The following is a 19,724-nucleotide window of genomic DNA, read 5'->3' on the forward strand; positions in this document are numbered from 1 at the left end:
GCGCGATACGGGCCACGGCGCCCAAGGAGGCCGCGAAGCGGTACGGCATCTGACGGCACCGCCGCGGCGCCGTGTCCCCCGGCGACGGCCGTATCCCTCCGATGACCGCCGTGTCCCTCCGATGACCGCGAACCGCCGCGTCCACCGGAGGGAGGCGGCATGATGAGCGCGTGCGTGCTGCCCGGCTCATCAAGATGGTGCTTCTGCTCCAGGCTCGACCCTCGATCACGGGGGCCGAGCTGGCGCGGGAGCTGGAGGTCTCCGAGCGCACCGTGACCCGGGACGCCGCCGCGCTCTCCGAGGCGGGCATCCCGGTCTACGCGGACCGGGGCCGGGCCGGGGGCTACCGGCTCATCGGCGGCTACCGCACCCGGCTGACCGGCCTCGGGCGGACCGAGGCCGAGGCGCTGTTCCTGTCCGGCGTCCCCTCCGCGCTGCGCGAGATGGGGCTCGCGGACGCCGCCTCCGCCGCCCGGCTGAAGGTGTCCGCCGCGCTGCTCCCGGAGCTGCGGGACGCCTCGCACACGGTGGCCCAGCGGTTCCATCTCGACGCCCCGGGCTGGTGGCGGGAGCCGGAGGCGCCGGAGCTGCTGCCGAGGATCGCCGACGCGGTCTGGGACGATCTGCGGATCACCGTGCGCTACCAGCGCCGGGACGCGGAGGTCCGGCGGGAGCTCGAACCGTACGGGCTCGTACTCAAGGCGGGCGTCTGGTATCTCGCGGCCCGCGCGGAGGGCGGCTTCCGGGTGTACCGGGTGGATCGCTTCGCGGCCGTCGAACCGGACGGCACCCACTTCACCCGGGACGAGGACTTCGACCTGCCCGGCTTCTGGGAGGAGCGGGCCGATCAGTTCGCCCGCTCGATCCTGCGGGAGAAGGCCGTCGTACGGCTGACCCCGGCCGGTGCCCGGGGGCTGCCGCATGTCACGGACCGGACGGCGGCCGAGGAGGCCGTACGCGAGGCCGGGGAGCCCGACGGGCAGGGGCGGCTCACCGTCACCCTGCCCATCGAGTCGTACGAGGTCGCCCTCGCCCAGCTGCTCGCGCTCGGCCCGGAGGCGGAGGTGCTGGGGCCGCCGGAGCTGCGAGCGCTCTTCGCCGAGGCGGCGCGCCGCACGGCGGAGCGCTACGAGTGACCACAGTGCGCTGCGGGCGACCACGGCGTTCCCCCCGGGACCGCGGGCCCGGCGGCTGCGGAGCACGCCGGTGACCGCGGCGCTCTACCGGGGGCCACGGCGCACCGCGCCCGTAGAGCGCCGAGCCGTCGCCCGGGACGCCGCCGAGCGCAGTCCCGGTAAGACGGCCAAGCCATCGCCCCGGACACCACCGGGCCCGGCCCCGATAAGACGCCCAAGCGCGGCCCCGGTACGGCGCCAAGCCGTTGCCCGGGACGCCGGGCCCGGCCCCGGCAAGGCTCCGCGCTCTCGCCCTATCGGTAGTCCGCGGCCGTGCCCGCCTTGCCGCCGAAGACGACGTCCTGGAAGTAGCCGAGGACATCCGGCCGGGAGCCGTCCCGGTCGGTGAAGCCGTAGACCTTGGCCAGATCTCCGCTGAAGACGGACTTCCCGTTCCAGCGCGCCCGGTCCGGGTCGGCGGCGAGCGCGGCGACGGCCCGTCCGACGAAGTACGGCGACTCGGCGATGGCGAAGTGCGGCTCCTTCTCCACCGCGTCGCGCCAGTTCTCCTCCGTCACCCCGAAGTGGTCCAGCATCTGCTCGGAGCGCAGAAAGCCCGGCGAGATGCTCACCGCCGTGCCGTCGAACTCCTTCAGCTCCTCCGCGAGCCCGAAGGCCGTCCGGATCGGGGCGTTCTTGGTGAGGTCGAAGAAGAGGTTCTCGCGGTAGGTCTTGTTGAACTCCTCGTTGCCGTCGGTCACCTCGACCACCAGCCCGCCCGGGTGCCGGATCAGCAGCGGCAGTGCGTAGTAGCTGGTGATGAGGTGGGTCTCGACGCCGAGCCGGAGCATCCGCAGCCCGCCCGTCAGATCCGTCTCCCAGGTCTTCTTGCCGAACTCGATCAGCGCCTCGCCGCCCCATACGTCGTTGACCAGGACGTCCAGCCGGCCCTGCTCCCGGTCGATCCGCTCCACCAGCGCCCGGACCTGCTCGGGCTCCAGATGGTCGGTCGGCACCGCGATGCCCGTACCGCCCGCGGCCGTGATCAGCTCCGCCGTCTCCTCGATGGTCTCCGTGGCCCGCCCCACCTCGCTGACGCGCTCCCGTGTGGTGCGCCCCGTCGCGTAGACGGTGGCCCCGGCCGCCCCCAACTCGACGGCCATCGCCCGGCCCGCGCCGCGCGTCGCCCCCGCGACGAGCGCGACCCTGCCCGCCAGTGCGCCCTGTGTGCTCACGTCCATACGTCCTCTCGGTGGGGATGCCATGTGGGTGACCTGGGTCGACCCGGGTCGAACCCAGTCGATCCGGGGCGACCCAGGTCGACCTTCGCAGGGAAATCCGACATCTTCTGTCTGGTATTACGAAGCGGTCGCATCCGGCGCGTTCCGCGTGCGGGGGTGCGCGGGAGGGCCGATCCTGGTCCCGTGATGATGGACGAGGTCCCGTGATGATGGACGAAACGGAGTTCTGGGGGCTGGTCGACAGCGCCCGGGAGGTCGCGGACGGCGACCCCGAGGACCAGTCCGACCTGCTCGTCGATTCGCTGTCACAACTCGACCCCGACGCGGTGCTGGACTTCGCCCGGCACTTCGAGGCCCGTTCCAACCGGGCGTACCGCTGGGACGTGTGGGGCGCCGCCTGGGTGCTGCTCGGCGGGGTCAGCGACGATGCCTTCGAGGCGTTCCGCTTCTGGCTGATCGGCCAGGGCCGGGAGATCTTCGAGGGCGCGCTGCACGATCCGGACGCACTCGCCGACCTGCTCGAGGACTTCGATGAGCAGGTGGACGGCGACTGCGAGGACCTGGGGTACGCGGCGGACGAGGCGTACGAGCGGCTGACCGGGGCGCCCCTGCCGGAGCTGGGGCTCGCCCCCGCGCCCCGGGAACCGATCGGGGAGCCCCTCGACTTCGAGAGCGAGGCGGTGCTGGCGCAGCGGTATCCCCGGCTGTGGGAGCGCTTCAAGGGCTGACGCTTCAGGGGCTGACGCTTCAGGGGCTGACCCTCCGGCGCTCAGCAGCGTCTCGGCAACGCCCCATCAGCGCCTCAGCGGTCCAGCGAGCGCCCCATCAGCACATCGTCCACGTACTCCCCCGCCAGCAGGAACTCCCCCGGCAGCACGCCTTCCACCGCGAACCCCTCCGACGCGTACAGCCGCCGTGCCGGGGTGTTGTGGCCCAGCACGCGCAGCGTGATGCGGGTCGCGCCCTGCCGCCGTGCCTCCTCGTACGCGGCGCCGAGCAGCGCCCGCGCCACGCCCTTGCCCCGCGTCCGCTCGTCCACCGCGAGCCCCTGGATCTGGCGGACATGCGTGTTGCAGGCCAGCGGGGTCGACGGCACGAGCCGTATATAGCCGACGGGGCATCCGCCGAGCTCGGCCACGAGGATGTGCTCGACGCGGTTGCGCCGGGTGAAGAAGAGGTCGTACGGCGGCTGCGGCTTCGGCTGTACGGAATGCAGCACCGACCAGGTGCGGCGGTCCAGCTCGGCCAGCGCCGTCTCGTCGTCGATCACGGCGGGGCGGACGACCAGTTCGGGCTGCCGGGACGCTCGGGGTCGGCCGGAGGGCTCAGGCAGGCCGGAAGCCCGGGGCAGGCCAGACGGCTGAGGCGGGCCAGACGGCTGAGGCGGGCCGGAGGGCTGGGACATGCGAGTCACTGTGCCACGCCCGCCTGTTGTCCGACATCTCTCCCGTGATCGAGGGCAGGATGGGGGCCATGCGTATCGCGGTCACCGGCTCCTCAGGGCTCATCGGCACGGCACTCGTCCGCTCGCTGCGGGAGGACGGCCACCAGGTGGTGCGTCTGGTGCGGCGTCCGCCGCGTGCGCAGGACGAGGTGGAGTGGGACCCGCGGCGGGAGCGGGTGGACACGAAAGGACTGATGGGCTGTGAGGCCGTGGTCCATCTCGCGGGCGCGGGCGTCGGCGACCGGCGCTGGACCGACGCGTACAAGAAGGAGATCCGGGACAGCCGGGTGCTGGGCACCGCCGCCCTCGCCGAGGCGATCGCCTCGCTGGACACCCCGCCACGGGTGCTGGTGAGCGGAAGCGCGGTCGGGTTCTACGGTGACACCGGGGAGCGCGCGGTCGATGAGAGTGCGCCCCCCGGCCACGGTTTTCTTCCGGATCTCTGCCAGGACTGGGAGGAGGCGGCGACCGCGGCGCAGGAGGCGGGCGTCCGTACGGTCTTCACCCGGACCGGCCTGGTGATCTCCTCCGAGGGCGGGGCGTGGGGGCGTCTCTTCCCGTTGTTCAAGCTGGGCCTCGGCGGGCGGATGGGCAGCGGCCGGCAGTACTGGAGCTTTATCGCGCTGCGGGACCATATCGCCGCGCTGCGCCATATCCTCGACACGCCCGAGCTCACCGGCCCGGTCAACCTCACCGCCCCGGCGCCGGTCACCAACCGCGAGATCACGGCGGCCATGGGCCGCGTGCTGCGCCGCCCCACGCTCTTCACGGTCCCCGCCCCCGCGCTCCGGATCGCCCTGGGCGAGATGTCCGGCGACGTCCTCGGCAGCGTCCGGGCCATCCCCCGCCGCCTCCTGGACTCCGGCTTCACCTTCACCCACCCGCATGTGGACGAGGCCATCAAGGCGGCCCTGCCGTAAGAGGGTTGGCGCCCCGTTGACGCCCCTCGCACTCCCCCGGTCGCGCATCGCTCGATGACGTGTGCGACCGGTGTGCGCCCGTGCCCGGTCGATGCGCGTCTGGCATCGACCGTTTTTGTCCGTACTGTCAAGACCGTCTCGCGAGCCGTCACGCGGGACCCACGTATCCGGGCCGCCGACCGGGGCAGCAGCCCCCGTGACGGACGCACCGACCTCGGGGAGGACACGTGCTCAAGCGCGCGCACCGCACGGACGTCGTCATCGTCGGCGCCGGGCTCGCGGGACTGGCCGCGGCTCATCGGCTGACCGACGCGGGAGTGGCGGTCACGGTGCTCGAGGCCGCGCCCCACGTGGGCGGACGGATGACGACCGACACCGTCGACGGCTTCCGGCTGGACCGTACCGGTCACTTGATGAACACCTCCTTCCCGGAGTTGCGGCGTACTCCGGGGCTCGGCGCCCTCGCCCTGCGCCCCTTCGCCCAGGGAGTGCTGGTCCACAACGAGGGGCGTACGCACCGGGTGGACACCCCCCGGAGCATGAGGGGCGCATTCACCACGGCACGCGCCCTCGCGAACGCCGCCCGCGCGCCGCTCGGCAGCGGGCTCGACCAGGCCCGACTCGGTGCCGCGCTCGGCAGGCTCGCCGCCCTGCCCGCGGACCGCCTTCTCGCCCGCCCCGACCGGCCGGTCTCCGAGACCCTGGGGGGCGGGGCCTACCTGCTCGTACGGTCGAGGGGGTGCTGCGTCCGCTGCTCGTCTCGCTGCTGAGCGACCCGGACCTCACCACCTCCAGCCGCTGCGCCGACCTCGCGCTGCGCGGCTACGCACGCGGCCGCCTCTGCCTTCCGGCGGGCGGCGCGTCCACCGTCCCCGAGCTGCTCGCGGCCGCGCTGCCGCCGGGGACGGTCCGTACGGGCGTCCGGGCCGTATCGGCCTCCACCACCGCCGTCGCCACCACCGAACACGGCGAGATCGGCTGCCGTGCGGTGCTGGTGGCCACCGGTGCGCACGACGCGGCCGGACTCCTGCCCGGACTGCGGGTGCCGGCCTTCCACCCGGTGACCGTGACGCACCACACCGCCGACCGGCCGCCGCTGCGCGAGCCCGCGCTGATACTCGCCGCGGGCGGCCGGGGGCCGGTCGCCCACACCATGGTGGCCAGCGAGGTCGACCCCTCCCGCACCCCGCCCGGCCGGGTGCTGATCACCTCCACGGTGCTGGGCACCTCCGCCGCGCTGCCCGCCGCCGAACTCGACCGGACCGTCAGGGCCCAACTGGCGGCGGTGTACGGCACGTCGACCGCGGGCTGGGAGCTGCTGGCCACACACCACGACCCGTACGCGGTCCCGGCCATGCCCGCCCCACACGACCCGCGCCGCCCGGTGCGGCTGCTGTCGGGGCTGTACGTCTGCGGCGACCACCGGGACTCCAGCACGGTCCAGGGTGCCCTGGCCTCCGGCCGCCGGGCGGCGCGAGCGGTCCTCAGCGACTTCGGCGCCCCACCGGACGCCGGCTCCGACGCGAACGCCCGCAACACCGGCGCGGGCTCCTTCCCGGCTGCGGCGGCCTGAGCGGCGGCATGCGTGTCGGGGCAGGACGCTGCTGAGGCTCAGGCTCCGGTTACGCGCCCTGCGGCCCGGAGCAACGGGCACCCGCGGCCGCGGCGGCCTGAGCGGCCGCATGCGTGTCGGGGCAGGACGCTGCTGAGGCTCAGGCTCCGGTTACGCGCCCTGCGGCCCGGAGCAACGGGCACCCGCGGCTGCGGCGGCCTGAGCGGCCGCATGCGTGTCGGGGCAGGACGCTGCTGAGGCTCAGGCTCCGGTTACGCGCCCTGCGGCCCGGAGCAACGGGCACCCGCGGCCGCGGCTGCGGCGACCTGACGCGCGACGTCCTGCGGTGCACGGCGGCCGAGGCTCAGGCTCCGGTCACGGCTGGCAGCCCGGGACAACGAGCACCCGCCGCCACAGCTACCTGACCCGCGAGCGATCCTGCGGTGCCCAGCCACCGAGGCCCAGGCTCCCGTTACGGCTCGCGGCAGGGTGCGGCAGGGTAGAGACCAGCACCCGCGGCGCCACGGCGGCCTGACCGGCGTCACCCCCTGGGGTGCACGGCAGGCCCGCTGGGCTCAGGCCCCGGTTCGGCTCGCTGCCCGGGACAACCGGCACCCGCCACCGCGACTGCCGCACGACCTGAGGCCGGGGCCGTCTCACCCGCGGCGCGGCACTGACGAGCGCGTGCCGCTCGACGGCCCGCGCCTCGACGACCAAGCCCCTGGCGTACGCGTCAAGACGCCTCGCTGGCAGAGGAGTTGGGCGCCGGGCGGGCGGCGGGTCCCGAGACCGCCGCAAGCACCGCGCCTCCCAGGAAGCATCCGGCCGCGATCACGGCGGACAGCCGCATCCCGGCGTAGAAGGCGGAGCTCGCGGACGCCGCGGCGAGGGTTCCGAACAGCGCCACGCCGATGGCGCTGCCCAGCTGCCGCGCCGCGTTGAACGCGCCCGACGCCGCGCCGCGCACCTCGTGCGGCGCGGCCTCCATCGCCGCGATCGTCGCCGACGGCATGGTGAACGAGGTGCCGAACCCGGCCAGCAACAGCGGCACGACCAGCAGCGCATACGGCGTATGCGGCCCCACGGCCGCCCAGCCGAGCAAGCCCACGGCCCCGGTCAACAGCCCGGCCACGGCCGGGACATGGGTGCCGACGCGCGCCGCGACCCGCCCGGACAGCGGCGAGGCGACCGCCACCAGCGCGCCCATCGGCAGCAGCGCAAGACCGGTGGAGAGCGGGTCCCAGCCCCGGTGGCGCTGGAAGTAGAGGGTGGTGAGGAAGAGCAGCCCGTAGAAGCCGAGGTTGAGCAGCACCCCCACGGCCAGGGCCGCCGGGAACCGGAAACCGGTCAGCAGCCGCGGCGGCAGCGCGGGCGCCGCCGCGTGCCGCTCCAGCCACAGGAACAGCACTCCCGCGAGCGGCGCGACCGCCAGGGCGCCGAGCACCAGCGGATCGGTCCAGCCGCGCCCTCCCGCCTCGTTCAGCCCGGCCGTGAGGGCGGCCACCGCGACGACGCCGGTGAGCTGGGCGGCGAGGTCCAGCGACGGACGCTCCCCACGCGGCGCGGGCCGGGCACATGACGGATGGTGAGCCAGACGGCGAGCACGCCCAGGGGGACGTTGACGAGGAACACGGTCCGCCAGCCCACGCCCCACACCAGCACCCCGCCGAGCACCGGACCGGCCGCGGCGGCGACCCCCGCGATGCCACCCCACACCCCGAACGCCCTGGCCCGCGCGGCCGGTTCGGGGTGCAGCGCCCCGAGCAGCGCGAGCGAGGCGGGCACCATGGTCGCCGCCCCGGCCCCCTGCGCCAGCCGCGCGCCGACCAAAACGGCGGCGGTCGGCGCGAGCGCGCACCCGGCGGAGGCCACCGTGAACAGCCCGAGCCCGGCGAGGAACACCCGCCGATGGCCCAGCCGGTCCCCCAGCCCGCCGCAGAACAGCAGCAGCCCGGCGAAGACCAGCGTGTACCCGTCCACGATCCTCCCCCAGCCTTCGGCCGGGAGGTGCCCCCTGCAGCGCCCCCTGCCCGGCCGCCAGCCCGGCGCCGATGCGGGGTACGGCCACATTGACGACGGTGACGTCGAGGATGACCAGGAAGTACCCGAGGCAGATGGCGAGCAACGGCACCCTCCGCACGGCGACCGCCACGGGCGGGGCCGAGGATTCCGAGATCCGATGCGTGGAGCGGTACGTCCTCATGCCCCCACCCTCGCCCCTGATCCCTTCGCCACAGACCGAAGCGTGGCGCGCCGAGGCGCGCGAGGAACGGAGCCACGGACCGCATCACCCGCCCCCGGCCCGGCCCAAAGCGCATGCCCCCGCCGCAGCACACGGCCTGCGGCCGGAGCCTCATACGGCGAGGCATCCCACCCCAAGCACGCAGCGCAAGGCACCCAGGCCGAGGCGCCGAGCGCGTAGACGCGTAGGGCCAGGCATCCAGCCCCAAACGCGCAGCGGCAAGGCACACAGGCCAACGCACGCAGGCTGAGGCGTGGCGCGCCCAGGACGGGCGGAGCGGGGGCCACATCGCACGGCCCCGGTCCCCAGCCCCGCCCAGGGCACACACCGCAGGGCACGCACTGCGGGCCGTATCGCCGAAGGTTGGCACGGGCGCCCGCGCACACTTCGTCCGCTGCCGAAGCGACCCCGACCTAGGCTGGACGCATGGCCACCACCACGGACGCCCGTGACGCCGACATCGCCCGCGCTGCCGCCGCGATCGCCGATCCGTCTCGCGCCCGCGTTCTGCAGGCGCTGTTGGAGGGCCGCGCCCTGCCCGCGAGCGTGCTGGCCACCGAGGCCGGGGTCAGCGCCTCCACGGTGAGCGGGCATCTGGCCAAGTTGCTGGAGGCCGGGGTGGTACGGGTCGAGCCGCACGGGCGGCACCGCTACTACCGGCTGACCGGCCCCGCCGTCGGCGAGGCCCTCGAGGCGCTGGCCCGGATCGCCCCGCCGCTGCCGGTCACCTCGCTGCGCCAGAGCACCCACGCACACGCCCTGCGCCGGGCGCGTACCTGCTACGACCATGTCGCGGGCGCCCTCGGAGTAGCCCTGATGGCGGCGCTGCTGGAACGCGGGGTCCTGGAAGGCGGCGACGGACGCTTCCACCCCGGGGCGGCGGAGAGCGACCGGCTGTCCGCCCCGGGCAACGACACCACGTACCGGCTGACGGACCAGGGGCGCGCGGAGCTGGCGGCGTTCGGCGTGGACGCGGATGGGCTCCCCGCGCGCCGCCCGCTGATCCGCTACTGCGTGGACTGGACCGAACAGCGCCACCATCTGGCCGGGGCGCTGGGCGCCGCCCTGACGGACCGGCTGTTCGCGCTGGACTGGATCCGCCGTGGCAGCCGCCGCCGCGTGATCCACCTGACCGATGCGGGCCGTACCGGCCTGGAGCGCACCTTCGGCGTCGTCGTGGACGTCTGACCCACCCGGTGCCCTGGGCACACCCCTCCTGGCCCTGGGACACACCCCTCCTGGACACCCCACCTCGTCCGGCCCGGGTACCTGTCCTGGACACCTGACCACACCCGGCCCGGGCACCCGTCCTGGACCGCATGGACGCGCGCCCCGCCGCCTGATCAGCGACCGTCCGCCCCGCGCCCCCGCCACCTGAGCAGCCACCGCCCCACCCTGCGGCCCCTGCGCCCCGCGCCCCCGCCGCCTGAGCAGCCACGGCCTCCGCGCCCCACACCCTCCACACCCCCGCCCCTACCCCAGCGCCGCCACTCGCTCCCGGTAGCCGCGGGCCGGGGCCGCGTCCCGGTAGGGCTCCAGGCGGCGCTCGAAGTCCCGTACGTACTCCACCGCCCGCACCGACCGCATCTCCGAAGCCTGTTGCGCCGCCTCCGCCGCCAGCTGGCACGCCTGTTCCAGCTCGCCGAGGCCCAGCCGCGCGCTCGCCAGGACCACCCGGCAGAACAGCCGGCTGCGCGCGAACCCGGCGCCGTGCAGTTGCAGGGAGCGCTCCGCGTGCTGGGCTGCGGCCCGGTACTGCTGCAGATCGCGGTGGCAGTGGCCGAACTCGTCGGCCAGCTGGGCCTCGTCGAAGAGCCGCGCCCAGTACGGCACCTCGTCCCCCGGCCGGGCCGTCTCCAGCGCCCGCTCGGCGCGGGCGAGCGAGGCGGTGCACGCGCGCACCTCGCCCAGGACGCCATGGCCGCGCGCCTCGATCGCGTGCAGCAGCGACTGCAGCACCGGCGGGGCGCCGCCGCCGACCCCCTGCTGGGCCACCCGGGCCAGCTGCACGGCCTCTCGCCCATGGCCGAGATAGACGGCCTGGCGGCTCATCGTCACCAGCACATAGCTGCCGTATGTGCGGTCCCCGGCCGCCTGTGCCAGCCGCAGCGCCTGGACGAAGTAGCGCTGTGCCAGACCGTGGGCGGCGATGTCGAACGAGGTCCATCCGGCCAGCCGGGTCAGATCGGCGACCGCGCCGAACAGCCGCCGCCCGGTCGCCTCGTTGTACGAGCCGCGCAGCATCGGCTCGCCCTCGTGCTCGAGGTAGCGCACCAGGGCCTGGCGGGCGTGTCCGCCGCCGTACGTCTGGTCCAGCGCCGCGAACAGCTCCCCGACCGAGCGCAGGGCCGCGATGTCGCCGGAGGTCACCCGGTAGCCCGGTGCGCGCCGGTCGCGGTCGTGCCGGCGCTGACGGGGCAGCGGCGCCCGGCCCTGGGCACCGTGAGCGCCCTGAGTGCCATGGGCGCCCTGAGTGCCGTGGGCGCCGTGAGCGCCCTGAGCGCCGTGCGCGCCCTGGATGGCCGCACGTCCCGGTGCCACCCCGGCCACCCCGGCCGGGCCACCCGCCGGGCCACCCGCTCGGCCGCCCTGCGCGGGCAGCCGCCCTGCCGCGGCCCCGGCCCCGCTACCGCCCCCGAGCCCCGTCCCGGCCGGGACGGCGCCCGCCGGTGGCTCACCGCGCGCCACCCGGTCGTCGGGCCGCCCGATCAGCCAGTCGCGGCTGGGGACGACCAGACCCGCCGGGGTGAAGGCGATCTTCCGCAGCTCCGCATGGCTTCCGGAGTCCTTCCGCCACAGCCCGCTGACGATGTCCACCGCCTCCTGCGGCGTGGCGGCGAACTCCAGCCCCGCGTAGACGGGCGCACAGGCGTCCAGCCCCAGGTCCTGGGCGGTCAGCCGACGCCCCAACCGCCGGGTGAACACCTCGGCGATCAGCGCCGGGGTGGTGCCGCGTGGCTGCTGTCCGCGCAGCCACCGCGTCACCGATGTCTTGTCGTATCGCAAGTCCAGGCCGTGCTCCAGCCCGAGCTGGTCCACCCGCCGGGCGAGCCCAGCGTTGGAGAAGCCAGCCTCGGCGATGAGCGCGGCGAGCTGACGATTGGGAATGCGCTGTGGGGGTCGTTCCGTCATCAGCTTGCCGGTCTCCCTGATCGCTCTGTGGAACGGCGCGAATGTAACTGCCCCTCGAGGGCTGATCGCGGCCGTCGGGCGGCATTCATCCGATCGTGTGAGAACGGGCCGGGTGAGGACGTAAGGGGACACGGTCGTACAGTGGCGGGGGCGCCGCCGCGAGGCTCCGCCCCCAATCGCACGTGGGCCGAGAAGGAGCTTGCCGTGACCGCCGTGACCACTGCTTCGCCGGGGTCGGTCCCCGGTTCACCGGCGCTGCGCTACGTCCACCTGGGCTTCGGCGCGGACGCCGTGGACTACGAGGAGGCGTGGCAGGAGCAACGCCGGGTGCACGCCGCCCGCTTCGCGGACGAGATCCCCGACACTTGTCTGCTGCTGGAGCACCCCCCGGTCTACACGGCGGGGCGGCGCACGGCCGACAACGAGCGCCCCCTGGACGGCACCCCGGTGGTGGACGTGGACCGCGGCGGCAAGATCACCTGGCATGGCCCCGGTCAGCTGGTGGGCTATCCGATCCTCAAGCTGCCGCGCCCGGTGGACGTCATCGCGCATGTCCGCCGCCTGGAGGAGGCGCTGCTGCGCACCTGCGCGGAGTTCGGCGTGGAGACGACCCGGGTGGAGGGCCGCAGCGGGGTGTGGGTGCTGGGCGACCCGGTGGATCAGCGCCCCGCGCTCGGCGGGCTGAAGCTGGACTTCGACCCGCGGCTGGAGGACGAGGAGTTCGACGCACGGCTGAACGGGCCGGAGTACGCCCCGTCCAACGCCGGGCAGCGCCGTGAGGACCGCAAGCTGGCCGCCATCGGGGTGCGGATCGCCAAGGGCGTGACGATGCACGGCTTCTCGCTCAACTGCAATCCGGACAACACCTGGTTCGACCGGATCGTGCCGTGCGGGATCCGGGACGCGGGTGTGACCTCGCTCTCGGAGGAGCTGGGCCGGGATGTGCCGATCTCCGAGGTGCTGCCGGTCGTCGAGCGGCATCTGCGAGAGGTCCTGGAGTCCGCCGTCCCGCTGCCCCGGGCGGTCTGACCTTCCCGGGCCGGGCCCACCGATCGGGCCCGCCGATCGGGCCCGCCGATCGGGCCCTACCAGCCCAGCCCTGCCGGGTCCGGCAACTCCGGGAAGGCGGCCCTTCCGGGTCCGGCCCTCCGGGAATGCGCCCTCGCCGCTATCGGTTGCCCTGGACGTAAATGCGTACGAACCACGGGCGTACTCTGGTGACCGCCGACGATTCGAAAGCCCGCCGGCAAACTCGCCACGCCGAGCCGCCAAGCAGAGCCAAGCAAAGAGGAGTGCCGGACGTGTCCGCAGTCGCACCCGACGGACGCAAGATGCTGCGCCTGGAGGTCCGGAACAGCCAGACCCCCATCGAGCGCAAGCCCGAGTGGATCAAGACCCGGGCGAAAATGGGCCCCGAGTACACCGAACTGCACGGCCTGGTGAAGCGCGAGGGCCTGCACACCGTGTGCCAGGAGGCGGGCTGTCCGAACATCTATGAGTGCTGGGAGGACCGCGAGGCGACGTTCCTCATCGGCGGCGACCAGTGCACCCGGCGCTGCGACTTCTGCCAGATCGACACCGGCAAGCCGCAGGAGCTGGACCGCGACGAGCCGCGTCGGGTGGCCGAATCCGTACGCACGATGGAGCTGAAGTACGCGACCATCACCGGTGTGGCCCGCGACGACCTGGAGGACGGTGGTGCCTGGCTCTACGCGGAGACCGTCCGCCAGATCCACTCCCTGATGCCGAACACCGGTGTGGAGCTGCTGATCCCGGACTTCAACGCGGTCCCCGAGCAGCTCGCCGAGGTCTTCTCGTCCCGCCCCGAGGTGCTCGCGCACAACGTCGAGACGGTGCCGCGGATCTTCAAGCGCATCCGTCCCGGCTTCCGCTACGAGCGCTCGCTCGAGGTGATCACCAAGGCGCGCGAGGCGGGTCTGGTCACCAAGTCCAACCTGATCCTGGGCATGGGCGAGGAGCGCGAGGAGATCAGCCAGGCGCTGCAGGACCTCCATGACGCGGGCTGTGAGCTGATCACCATCACCCAGTACCTGCGGCCGTCCGCCCGGCACCATCCGGTGGAGCGCTGGGTCAAGCCCCAGGAGTTCGTGGAGCTCCAGGAGGAGGCCGAGGAGATCGGCTACGCGGGCGTCATGTCCGGCCCGCTGGTCCGCTCCTCGTACCGGGCCGGCCGTCTGTACCAGCAGGCCATCGAGCGGCGCAATGTCGCCGCGGCCTCCCCGGCGGTCTGAGTTCACACTCCGTCACGTAACGTGCTCCGATCGGCCGTGTGAGCAACACGCTGTGTGATTGCGAGCACACACATATCCGAGGGCTCCGAAAACGCCGCAGGTCAAGGGCGGGATACGGGCCGCAGCAGGGCTTCATCGGTGTTTGACCGGCCAGTCACGCACTGGTAACACCAATGGGTAACGATTGAGCCACGCACCGCTTATACGTTGTGCGTAGCGATCATCCGCCGCTTCCGAGGGGTACCCATGCCGGCTGCGCCCGTACGCCCGTCCGTCACCGACGCGCTCCTCGCCCTGGAGGGTCTGCTGCTGCGGGGCGGGCAGCGCACCGCCCGCCGCAACGCCTGGACGGCCGTGCTCGAGGACCGCCGTCGGGCCAAGGACCGGGACGAGGCCGAACACGTACTGGAGGCCGTGTCCACCAGTACCTCCCAGGCCACGTAAACTTCGCTGTATGGCGAGGAAGGAAACATCCGAGAACCCCGGGCGGCTGAAGCAGATCGCCCTGACCTACAAGATGACCAAGCGGGTCGACCCGAAGGTCACTCTTGTCGTCGCCGGCGTGGGGATTGTCACCTTCGGTGTCCTTCTCGCGATCGGCTTCCTGATCGGTCACCCGATCTTCGCTGGCATCCTGGGCTTCGTCCTGGCGTTCCTCGCGATGGCGATCATTTTCGGCCGCCGTGCCGAGCGGGCCGCCTTCGGACAGATGGAGGGCCAGCCGGGCGCGGCGGCGGCGGTGCTGGAGAACGTGGGCCGGGGCTGGTCGGTGACCCCCGCGGTGGCCATGAACCGGAACCAGGACGTCATCCACCGCGCGGTGGGCAAGGCGGGCGTCGTGCTGGTCGCCGAGGGCAACCCGAACCGGCTCAAGGGCATGCTGGCCGCCGAGAAGAAGAAGATGGCGCGCATCGTCGCTGAGGTCCCGGTCCACGATGTGATCGTGGGCTCCGGCGAGGGCCAGGTCGAGATCAAGAAACTCCGCACCACGCTGCTGAAGCTTCCGCGGGTGCTGCCGGGCGCACAGGTCACGGTGGTCAACGACCGGCTGCGCGCGCTGGGCGATCTGATGAGCAACATGCCGATTCCGAAGGGTCCGATGCCCAAGGGGATGCGGATGCCGAAGGGGCGCTGAGCGCTCCCCGCACCGAAACGGATACGAGACGGCGGCCCGGACATGGAGTCCGGGCCGCCGTTTCGTACGTAACGCCGTTGTACGCAATCCGTACGGGTGTGATCCCGGGGCTCAGACCCTGATCTGCACGGCGCGGGAGAGCCGGTCGTGCAGCCCGCGGGTGTCGCGGTCCCAGACCACCGCCGGGATGACCAGTACCACCAGCACACTGCGCAGCACGGCCTTCGGCAGGCTCAGCCGCACCCCGCCCTCGCCGATGACCCGCAGCTTCAGCAGCAGCTTGCCGGGGGTGGCGCCGACGGTGCCCACGGTGACCAGGCTCAGCACCAGGAAGACCAGCAGCGCCCAGTTCCCGGCGGCCTGGGCGTCGCGGCCGGACAGCAGGGCGTAGGAGACGAGCAGGCACAGGGCCCAGTCGATGAAGAGCGCCCCGAAACGGCGTCCCAGCGGCGCTATGGCGCCCGGTCCGCTCTCGGGGAGCCCGAGTCCCTGGCCCCGGTAGCCGAAGTCGACGCCCATGTCCTCGGCGGCCGCGCGGGGCCCGGAAAGCCACGATCCGATTGCTTGCCTCTTGTCCACCCGTCTACGTTACTGCGACCGCATACGTTCCCCGGGCCTGGCCCCCGCCCGCTGGTTCCGGGCGGGCCATTCGGTGCCTTTTCCGAGGCCACAAGGTCCCCGTAACCCCCCTCGGGCCGGTTAACCTGGGTGAAACAAATGGGTCATGCCCGGGAAATCCCGTCTGCCTATGGTCGGCGACAGCGCGCCACCGCACATGGACCGCGCGACCGGACAAATCCCCGTCCCACCGCGGCCGGGCTAGGAGGAGTTGGATGTTCCAGAACGCCGACGACGCTCGGAAGTACATCTCGGACGAGGACGTCAAGTTCGTCGACGTCCGCTTCTGCGACCTTCCCGGCGTCATGCAGCACTTCACCGTACCGGCGGGGGCGTTCGACCCGAACGAGGAGCTGGCCTTCGACGGCTCGTCGATCCGCGGCTTCCAGGCCATCCACGAGTCGGACATGGCCCTGCGCGCGGACCTCTCCACGGCCCGGGTCGACCCGTTCCGCCGGGACAAGACCCTCAACATCAACTTCTTCATCCACGACCCGATCACGGGTGAGCAGTACAGCCGTGACCCGCGGAACATCGCCAAGAAGGCCGAGGCGTACCTCGCCTCCACCGGTATCGCGGACACCGCGTACTTCGGCCCGGAGGCGGAGTTCTACGTCTTCGACAGCGTGCGCTTCGACACCAAGGCGAACGAGTCCTTCTACCACATCGACTCCGAGGCGGGCGCCTGGAACACCGGCGCGCTTCAGGACAACCGTGGCTACAAGGTCCGCTACAAGGGCGGCTACTTCCCGACCCCGCCGGTCGACCACTTCGCCGACCTGCGCGCCGAGATCAGCCTCGAGCTGGACAAGGCCGGTCTCCAGGTCGAGCGCCAGCACCACGAGGTGGGCACCGCCGGCCAGGCCGAGATCAACTACAAGTTCAACACGCTGCTGGCCGCGGCCGACGACCTGATGCTGTTCAAGTACATCGTCAAGAACGTGGCGTGGAAGAACGGCAAGACCGCGACCTTCATGCCGAAGCCGATCTTCGGTGACAACGGCTCGGGCATGCACGTCCACCAGTCGCTGTGGCAGGGCGGCTCCCCGCTCTTCTACGACGAGCAGGGCTACGCGGGCCTGTCGGACACCGCCCGCTACTACATCGGCGGCATCCTCCGGCACGCCCCGTCGCTGCTGGCCTTCACCAACCCGACGGTGAACTCCTACCACCGCCTGGTGCCGGGCTTCGAGGCGCCGGTCAACCTGGTGTACTCGCAGCGTAACCGCTCCGCCGCGATGCGTATCCCGATCACCGGCTCCAACCCGAAGGCCAAGCGCGTCGAGTTCCGCGCCCCGGACTCCTCCGGCAACCCGTACCTGGCCTTCTCCGCCCTGCTCCTCGCGGGTCTGGACGGCATCAAGAACAAGATCGAGCCGGCCGAGCCGATCGACAAGGACCTCTACGAGCTCGCCCCCGAGGAGCACGCGGGCGTCCCGCAGGTCCCGACCTCCCTCCCGGCCGTCCTCGACTCCCTCGAGGCCGACCACGAGTTCCTCCTCCAGGGCGGGGTCTTCACCTCCGACCTGATCGAGACCTGGATCGACTACAAGCGCACCAACGAGATCGCCCCGCTGCAGCTGCGCCCGCACCCGCACGAGTTCGAGCTCTACTTCGACGTGTGATCCGTACCGGCTCCGGCCGAGCCCCCGCCGCCGCCCCGATGGGCGGGGCGGGGGCTCGGCGTTTGGTGCGGAGGGGTTACGCGGCGGCGTTGACCGTCTGGGTGTCGGTGCCGGAGGACGGCAGGAAGCTGGTGTCGCCGGTGTAGAGGGCGACCACGGGGTGGGTGCCTACGCCCAGGGTGTTGAGGGACAGCGTCGCGGTGCCCGCCGACAGGGGCTGGACGAAGGCGCCGCCGCCGGAGCCTCCGATGATGAAGGTGACCGTCCCGGTCGGGACGCCCGCACCGGGTGCGACCGGGGTGACGGTGGCGGTGAACGTCACCGACTGCCCCAGCGTGGACGGATCCGGCGCCGAGGACACCGATGTGGTGGTGGCCGACTGGACGACGAGGATGACGTTGGCGCCGGTGGAGGGGGAGAAGTTGGTGTCACCGTTGTAGTTGGCGAGGACGGCGTGGGCGCCGACGCTCAGGCTGGGGACGGTGACCGAGGTGGTCCCGCCCGACAGCGTCCCGGTCACGGTGGGGCCGCCGGTGACGACGAAGGTGACGGTGCCGGTGGGAGTTCCGGCGCCGAGCGGGATGACGGTGGCGGTGAGGGTGACCGACTGTCCGAACGTCGCGGGTTGGGGTGAGACCGTGACCAGGGTGATCGTGGGGGTAGCCATGGTGGCCCTCCAAGTGGTGTGGGGTGGTGGGCCGTTGCTCGCCACGCATGCGGGAACAAGGCGCGGCGGCGCATCGGAGGCGAGGGGGTGCGCACTTACGGCGATCCACACGGGGACATCCCCGCGGCGCCGTCCCCCGGCAGATGTGGAACCCACCGGTCTGTAGCACCAGTAGGCGCGCGACTGGCCGCCACCGCCAGAGAGTTGACGCCCAATTACCCCGGATAGCGCAGCGCTCGACGGCCTTCCCCGCGCACACCATCCGCCTCGTGCGGCGCGCGTTCCGTGTCGTCGGGGCACCGCGTACGCACCGCGCACACGCGTGTGCTGGGGGCCTGCCGCGGGCGCGTCGGCCAGGGGTCAGCCGCCGTCGCCGAAGCCTCCCCCGAAGCCACCGCCGAATCCACCGCCGTCGCCGAAACCACCGCCGAAGTCGCCGCCCCCGGCGTCACCGCCGCCCCCGTCGCCGCCGAAGCCGCCGCCGAAGTCGCCGGTGTCGTAGCCGGGGCCGAGGGACCCGCCCAGCAGCGTGCCGATCAGCAGCCCGGGCAGCAGCATCGAGCCGTATCCGCCGAAGTACCCGCTCGCCCAGGGCCCGTAGGCCGGACCGGCCTCCCAGTACGGGCGTCGCCGGTCGCCGCCGACCGGGACAGTGCGGGCGTCCGGATCGAGGCCGTCGTCGATGCGGGTGGCGTCCGCGGCGCAGGCCGGGACGGAGCGCTGGGTGCCGCCCGAGGGCGCCCACGGGACGTCCCGGACCGAGGGGCCGTGGCGCGGGTCGAAGAAGCACGGCGGGCGGCGCTCGGGCAGCGGCCCGCCCTCGCGGCGGGCATCGAGCACCGCCAGCGCGAAGCGGCCCTCCTCCAGCGCCTCGGTCACCGGCCGTACGTCCGCGGGGCGCCGGGCGGCGGCCGACTTGGCCTTCGCCTCCTCGTAGGCGTCCAGGGCGCGGCCGTAGTCGTCCGCCATCTCGGGGGTGGATGCCGGGTCGGCCGGGTCGAAGCCGGTCCGGCTGAGCTTCTCGCCGTACGCGGTGATGTCCTCCTCGACCGCGCCACGCACCTGCTCCAGCTCGGCCCGCTCGCGCTCGCGGCGCTGCTTGCGGGTGCGCCGCAGCAGGTAGAGACCGCCTCCACCGACGGCGGCCAGAATGATCAGCACCACCACGGTGTCCCCCACCGACAGACCGGTGGAGTCCCGCGCGCCCTGGTCGCCGCCGGTCCCCTGGCCGCCCCGGTCGTGGGTCGCCTTGGCCGCGTCGGTCACGAAGCCGTCCAGGACCGCCGCGAGGTCGCGGGGGTGCTGCCGCAGGTTCTGCGCCGCCAGCGCCTGCGAGGTGCGTCCCGGCAGCACCGAGGTGTCGGAGGCCGCCCCGAAGGAGGAGCCGAGCGCCACCGCGTAGATGCCGGGACGGTCGACGGCGGCCCGCAGCCGCCCGAAGACGCGCTCGCCTCCGTACGCGGGATTGTCCGGCAGGACGGCGACGTAGACGGGTACGCCCGCGTCGCGGATATGTGCCACCAAGCGGCGCGCCTGTCCGGCGCTCAGTGCGTCGGAGGCGCCGGGATCGACGTATACGGGGCTGTGCCGCAACGCCTTGCCGATCTTGTTCACATCCGTTTCGGCACGAGCGCCCCCGGCGGTGAGCAGCACCGCCGTCAGAGCGACGAGGACGGCCAGCAGCAGCGCGCCCCATCGCGGCGTCTTGACGGACACACCTCACATTTACCCGCATAAGGGTCACTCATGCGTGGATCCGGCTTTCCTCGCGGGTCGACGTC

General features: G+C 73.0%; 17 protein-coding genes and 1 pseudogene. 10 read left to right on the top strand and 8 right to left on the bottom strand.

Annotation, left to right across the window (positions count from 1 at the left end):
- The first annotated feature begins 170 nt into the window (after positions 1-170).
- Entirely contained in the window at positions 171-1,136 is a 966-nt protein-coding gene (locus CGL27_RS14975; protein WP_119987290.1) for a WYL domain-containing protein, read from the top strand.
- A 293-nt stretch (positions 1,137-1,429) separates the two neighbouring features.
- Here CGL27_RS14975 and CGL27_RS14980 read toward each other — a convergent pair whose 3' ends face one another.
- Positions 1,430-2,356, bottom strand: coding sequence for an SDR family oxidoreductase (locus tag CGL27_RS14980; protein ID WP_078640999.1), 927 nt, complete (start codon positions 2,354-2,356; stop codon positions 1,430-1,432).
- A 209-nt stretch (positions 2,357-2,565) separates the two neighbouring features.
- Here CGL27_RS14980 and CGL27_RS14985 point away from each other — a divergent pair, with 209 nt between their 5' ends.
- Entirely contained in the window at positions 2,566-3,084 is a 519-nt protein-coding gene (locus CGL27_RS14985; RefSeq protein ID WP_078647360.1) for a DUF4240 domain-containing protein, read from the top strand.
- A 74-nt stretch (positions 3,085-3,158) separates the two neighbouring features.
- Here CGL27_RS14985 and CGL27_RS14990 read toward each other — a convergent pair whose 3' ends face one another.
- Positions 3,159-3,761: a GNAT family N-acetyltransferase gene (locus CGL27_RS14990; protein ID WP_240450500.1), complete on the bottom strand. Its 603-nt coding sequence runs from the start codon at positions 3,759-3,761 to the stop codon at positions 3,159-3,161.
- Between the two features lie 59 nt (positions 3,762-3,820).
- On the opposite strand from CGL27_RS14990, the gene CGL27_RS14995 reads away from it, so the two are divergent.
- Both CGL27_RS14995 and CGL27_RS15000 read left to right on the top strand, forming a co-directional pair.
- Complete coding sequence (locus CGL27_RS14995; RefSeq protein ID WP_078641000.1) at positions 3,821-4,720, top strand: TIGR01777 family oxidoreductase; 900 nt, start codon at positions 3,821-3,823, stop codon at positions 4,718-4,720.
- Positions 4,721-4,947: 227 nt separating this feature from the next.
- Positions 4,948-6,293, top strand: a pseudogene (locus tag CGL27_RS15000) (NAD(P)/FAD-dependent oxidoreductase).
- Positions 6,294-7,005: 712 nt separating this feature from the next.
- Here the strand turns inward: CGL27_RS15000 and CGL27_RS50955 are convergent.
- Both CGL27_RS50955 and CGL27_RS50960 read right to left on the bottom strand, forming a co-directional pair.
- On the bottom strand, positions 7,006-7,776 hold the full coding sequence (locus CGL27_RS50955; protein WP_205587696.1) for an MFS transporter: 771 nt from the start codon (positions 7,774-7,776) through the stop codon (positions 7,006-7,008).
- Positions 7,752-8,252, bottom strand: a complete 501-nt coding sequence (locus tag CGL27_RS50960; RefSeq protein WP_205587697.1) for an MFS transporter — start codon at positions 8,250-8,252, stop codon at positions 7,752-7,754. The genes CGL27_RS50955 and CGL27_RS50960 overlap by 25 nt, the downstream gene beginning before the upstream one ends.
- Before the next feature lie 688 nt (positions 8,253-8,940).
- Between CGL27_RS50960 and CGL27_RS15010 the strand changes: the two genes are divergently transcribed.
- On the top strand, positions 8,941-9,702 hold the full coding sequence (locus CGL27_RS15010) for a helix-turn-helix domain-containing protein (protein ID WP_119987293.1): 762 nt from the start codon (positions 8,941-8,943) through the stop codon (positions 9,700-9,702).
- A 285-nt stretch (positions 9,703-9,987) separates the two neighbouring features.
- Here CGL27_RS15010 and CGL27_RS15015 read toward each other — a convergent pair whose 3' ends face one another.
- Positions 9,988-11,646: a regulator gene (locus CGL27_RS15015; protein WP_119987296.1), complete on the bottom strand. Its 1,659-nt coding sequence runs from the start codon at positions 11,644-11,646 to the stop codon at positions 9,988-9,990.
- A gap of 204 nt (positions 11,647-11,850) precedes the next feature.
- Between CGL27_RS15015 and lipB the strand changes: the two genes are divergently transcribed.
- The 4 genes from lipB (at position 11,851) to CGL27_RS15035 (ending at position 15,033) form a co-directional block, all read left to right on the top strand.
- Entirely contained in the window at positions 11,851-12,675 is an 825-nt protein-coding gene (lipB, locus tag CGL27_RS15020) for a lipoyl(octanoyl) transferase LipB (protein ID WP_205587698.1), read from the top strand.
- Between the two features lie 272 nt (positions 12,676-12,947).
- Entirely contained in the window at positions 12,948-13,898 is a 951-nt protein-coding gene (gene lipA / locus CGL27_RS15025) for a lipoyl synthase (protein WP_078641005.1), read from the top strand.
- A 246-nt stretch (positions 13,899-14,144) separates the two neighbouring features.
- Entirely contained in the window at positions 14,145-14,342 is a 198-nt protein-coding gene (locus CGL27_RS15030; RefSeq protein ID WP_078641006.1) for a hypothetical protein, read from the top strand.
- Between the two features lie 10 nt (positions 14,343-14,352).
- Entirely contained in the window at positions 14,353-15,033 is a 681-nt protein-coding gene (locus tag CGL27_RS15035; RefSeq protein ID WP_078641007.1) for a DUF4191 domain-containing protein, read from the top strand.
- A gap of 111 nt (positions 15,034-15,144) precedes the next feature.
- Here the strand turns inward: CGL27_RS15035 and CGL27_RS15040 are convergent, their stop codons facing one another.
- On the bottom strand, positions 15,145-15,612 hold the full coding sequence (locus CGL27_RS15040; protein ID WP_078641008.1) for an RDD family protein: 468 nt from the start codon (positions 15,610-15,612) through the stop codon (positions 15,145-15,147).
- Between the two features lie 254 nt (positions 15,613-15,866).
- Between CGL27_RS15040 and glnA the strand changes: the two genes are divergently transcribed.
- Positions 15,867-17,276: a type I glutamate--ammonia ligase gene (gene glnA / locus CGL27_RS15045; protein WP_119987299.1), complete on the top strand. Its 1,410-nt coding sequence runs from the start codon at positions 15,867-15,869 to the stop codon at positions 17,274-17,276.
- 76 nt (positions 17,277-17,352) lie between these two features.
- Here glnA and CGL27_RS15050 read toward each other — a convergent pair whose 3' ends face one another.
- A complete protein-coding gene (locus CGL27_RS15050; protein ID WP_119987302.1) occupies positions 17,353-17,943 on the bottom strand; it encodes an Ig-like domain-containing protein in 591 nt (196 codons plus the stop codon).
- Positions 17,944-18,303: 360 nt separating this feature from the next.
- Positions 18,304-19,659, bottom strand: coding sequence for a hypothetical protein (locus CGL27_RS50035; protein ID WP_162952984.1), 1,356 nt, complete (start codon positions 19,657-19,659; stop codon positions 18,304-18,306).
- Positions 19,660-19,724 lie beyond the last annotated feature (65 nt).

This window comes from Streptomyces sp. 11-1-2 (assembly GCF_003595545.1).
Lineage (GTDB): Bacteria > Actinomycetota > Actinomycetes > Streptomycetales > Streptomycetaceae > Streptomyces > Streptomyces hygroscopicus_B.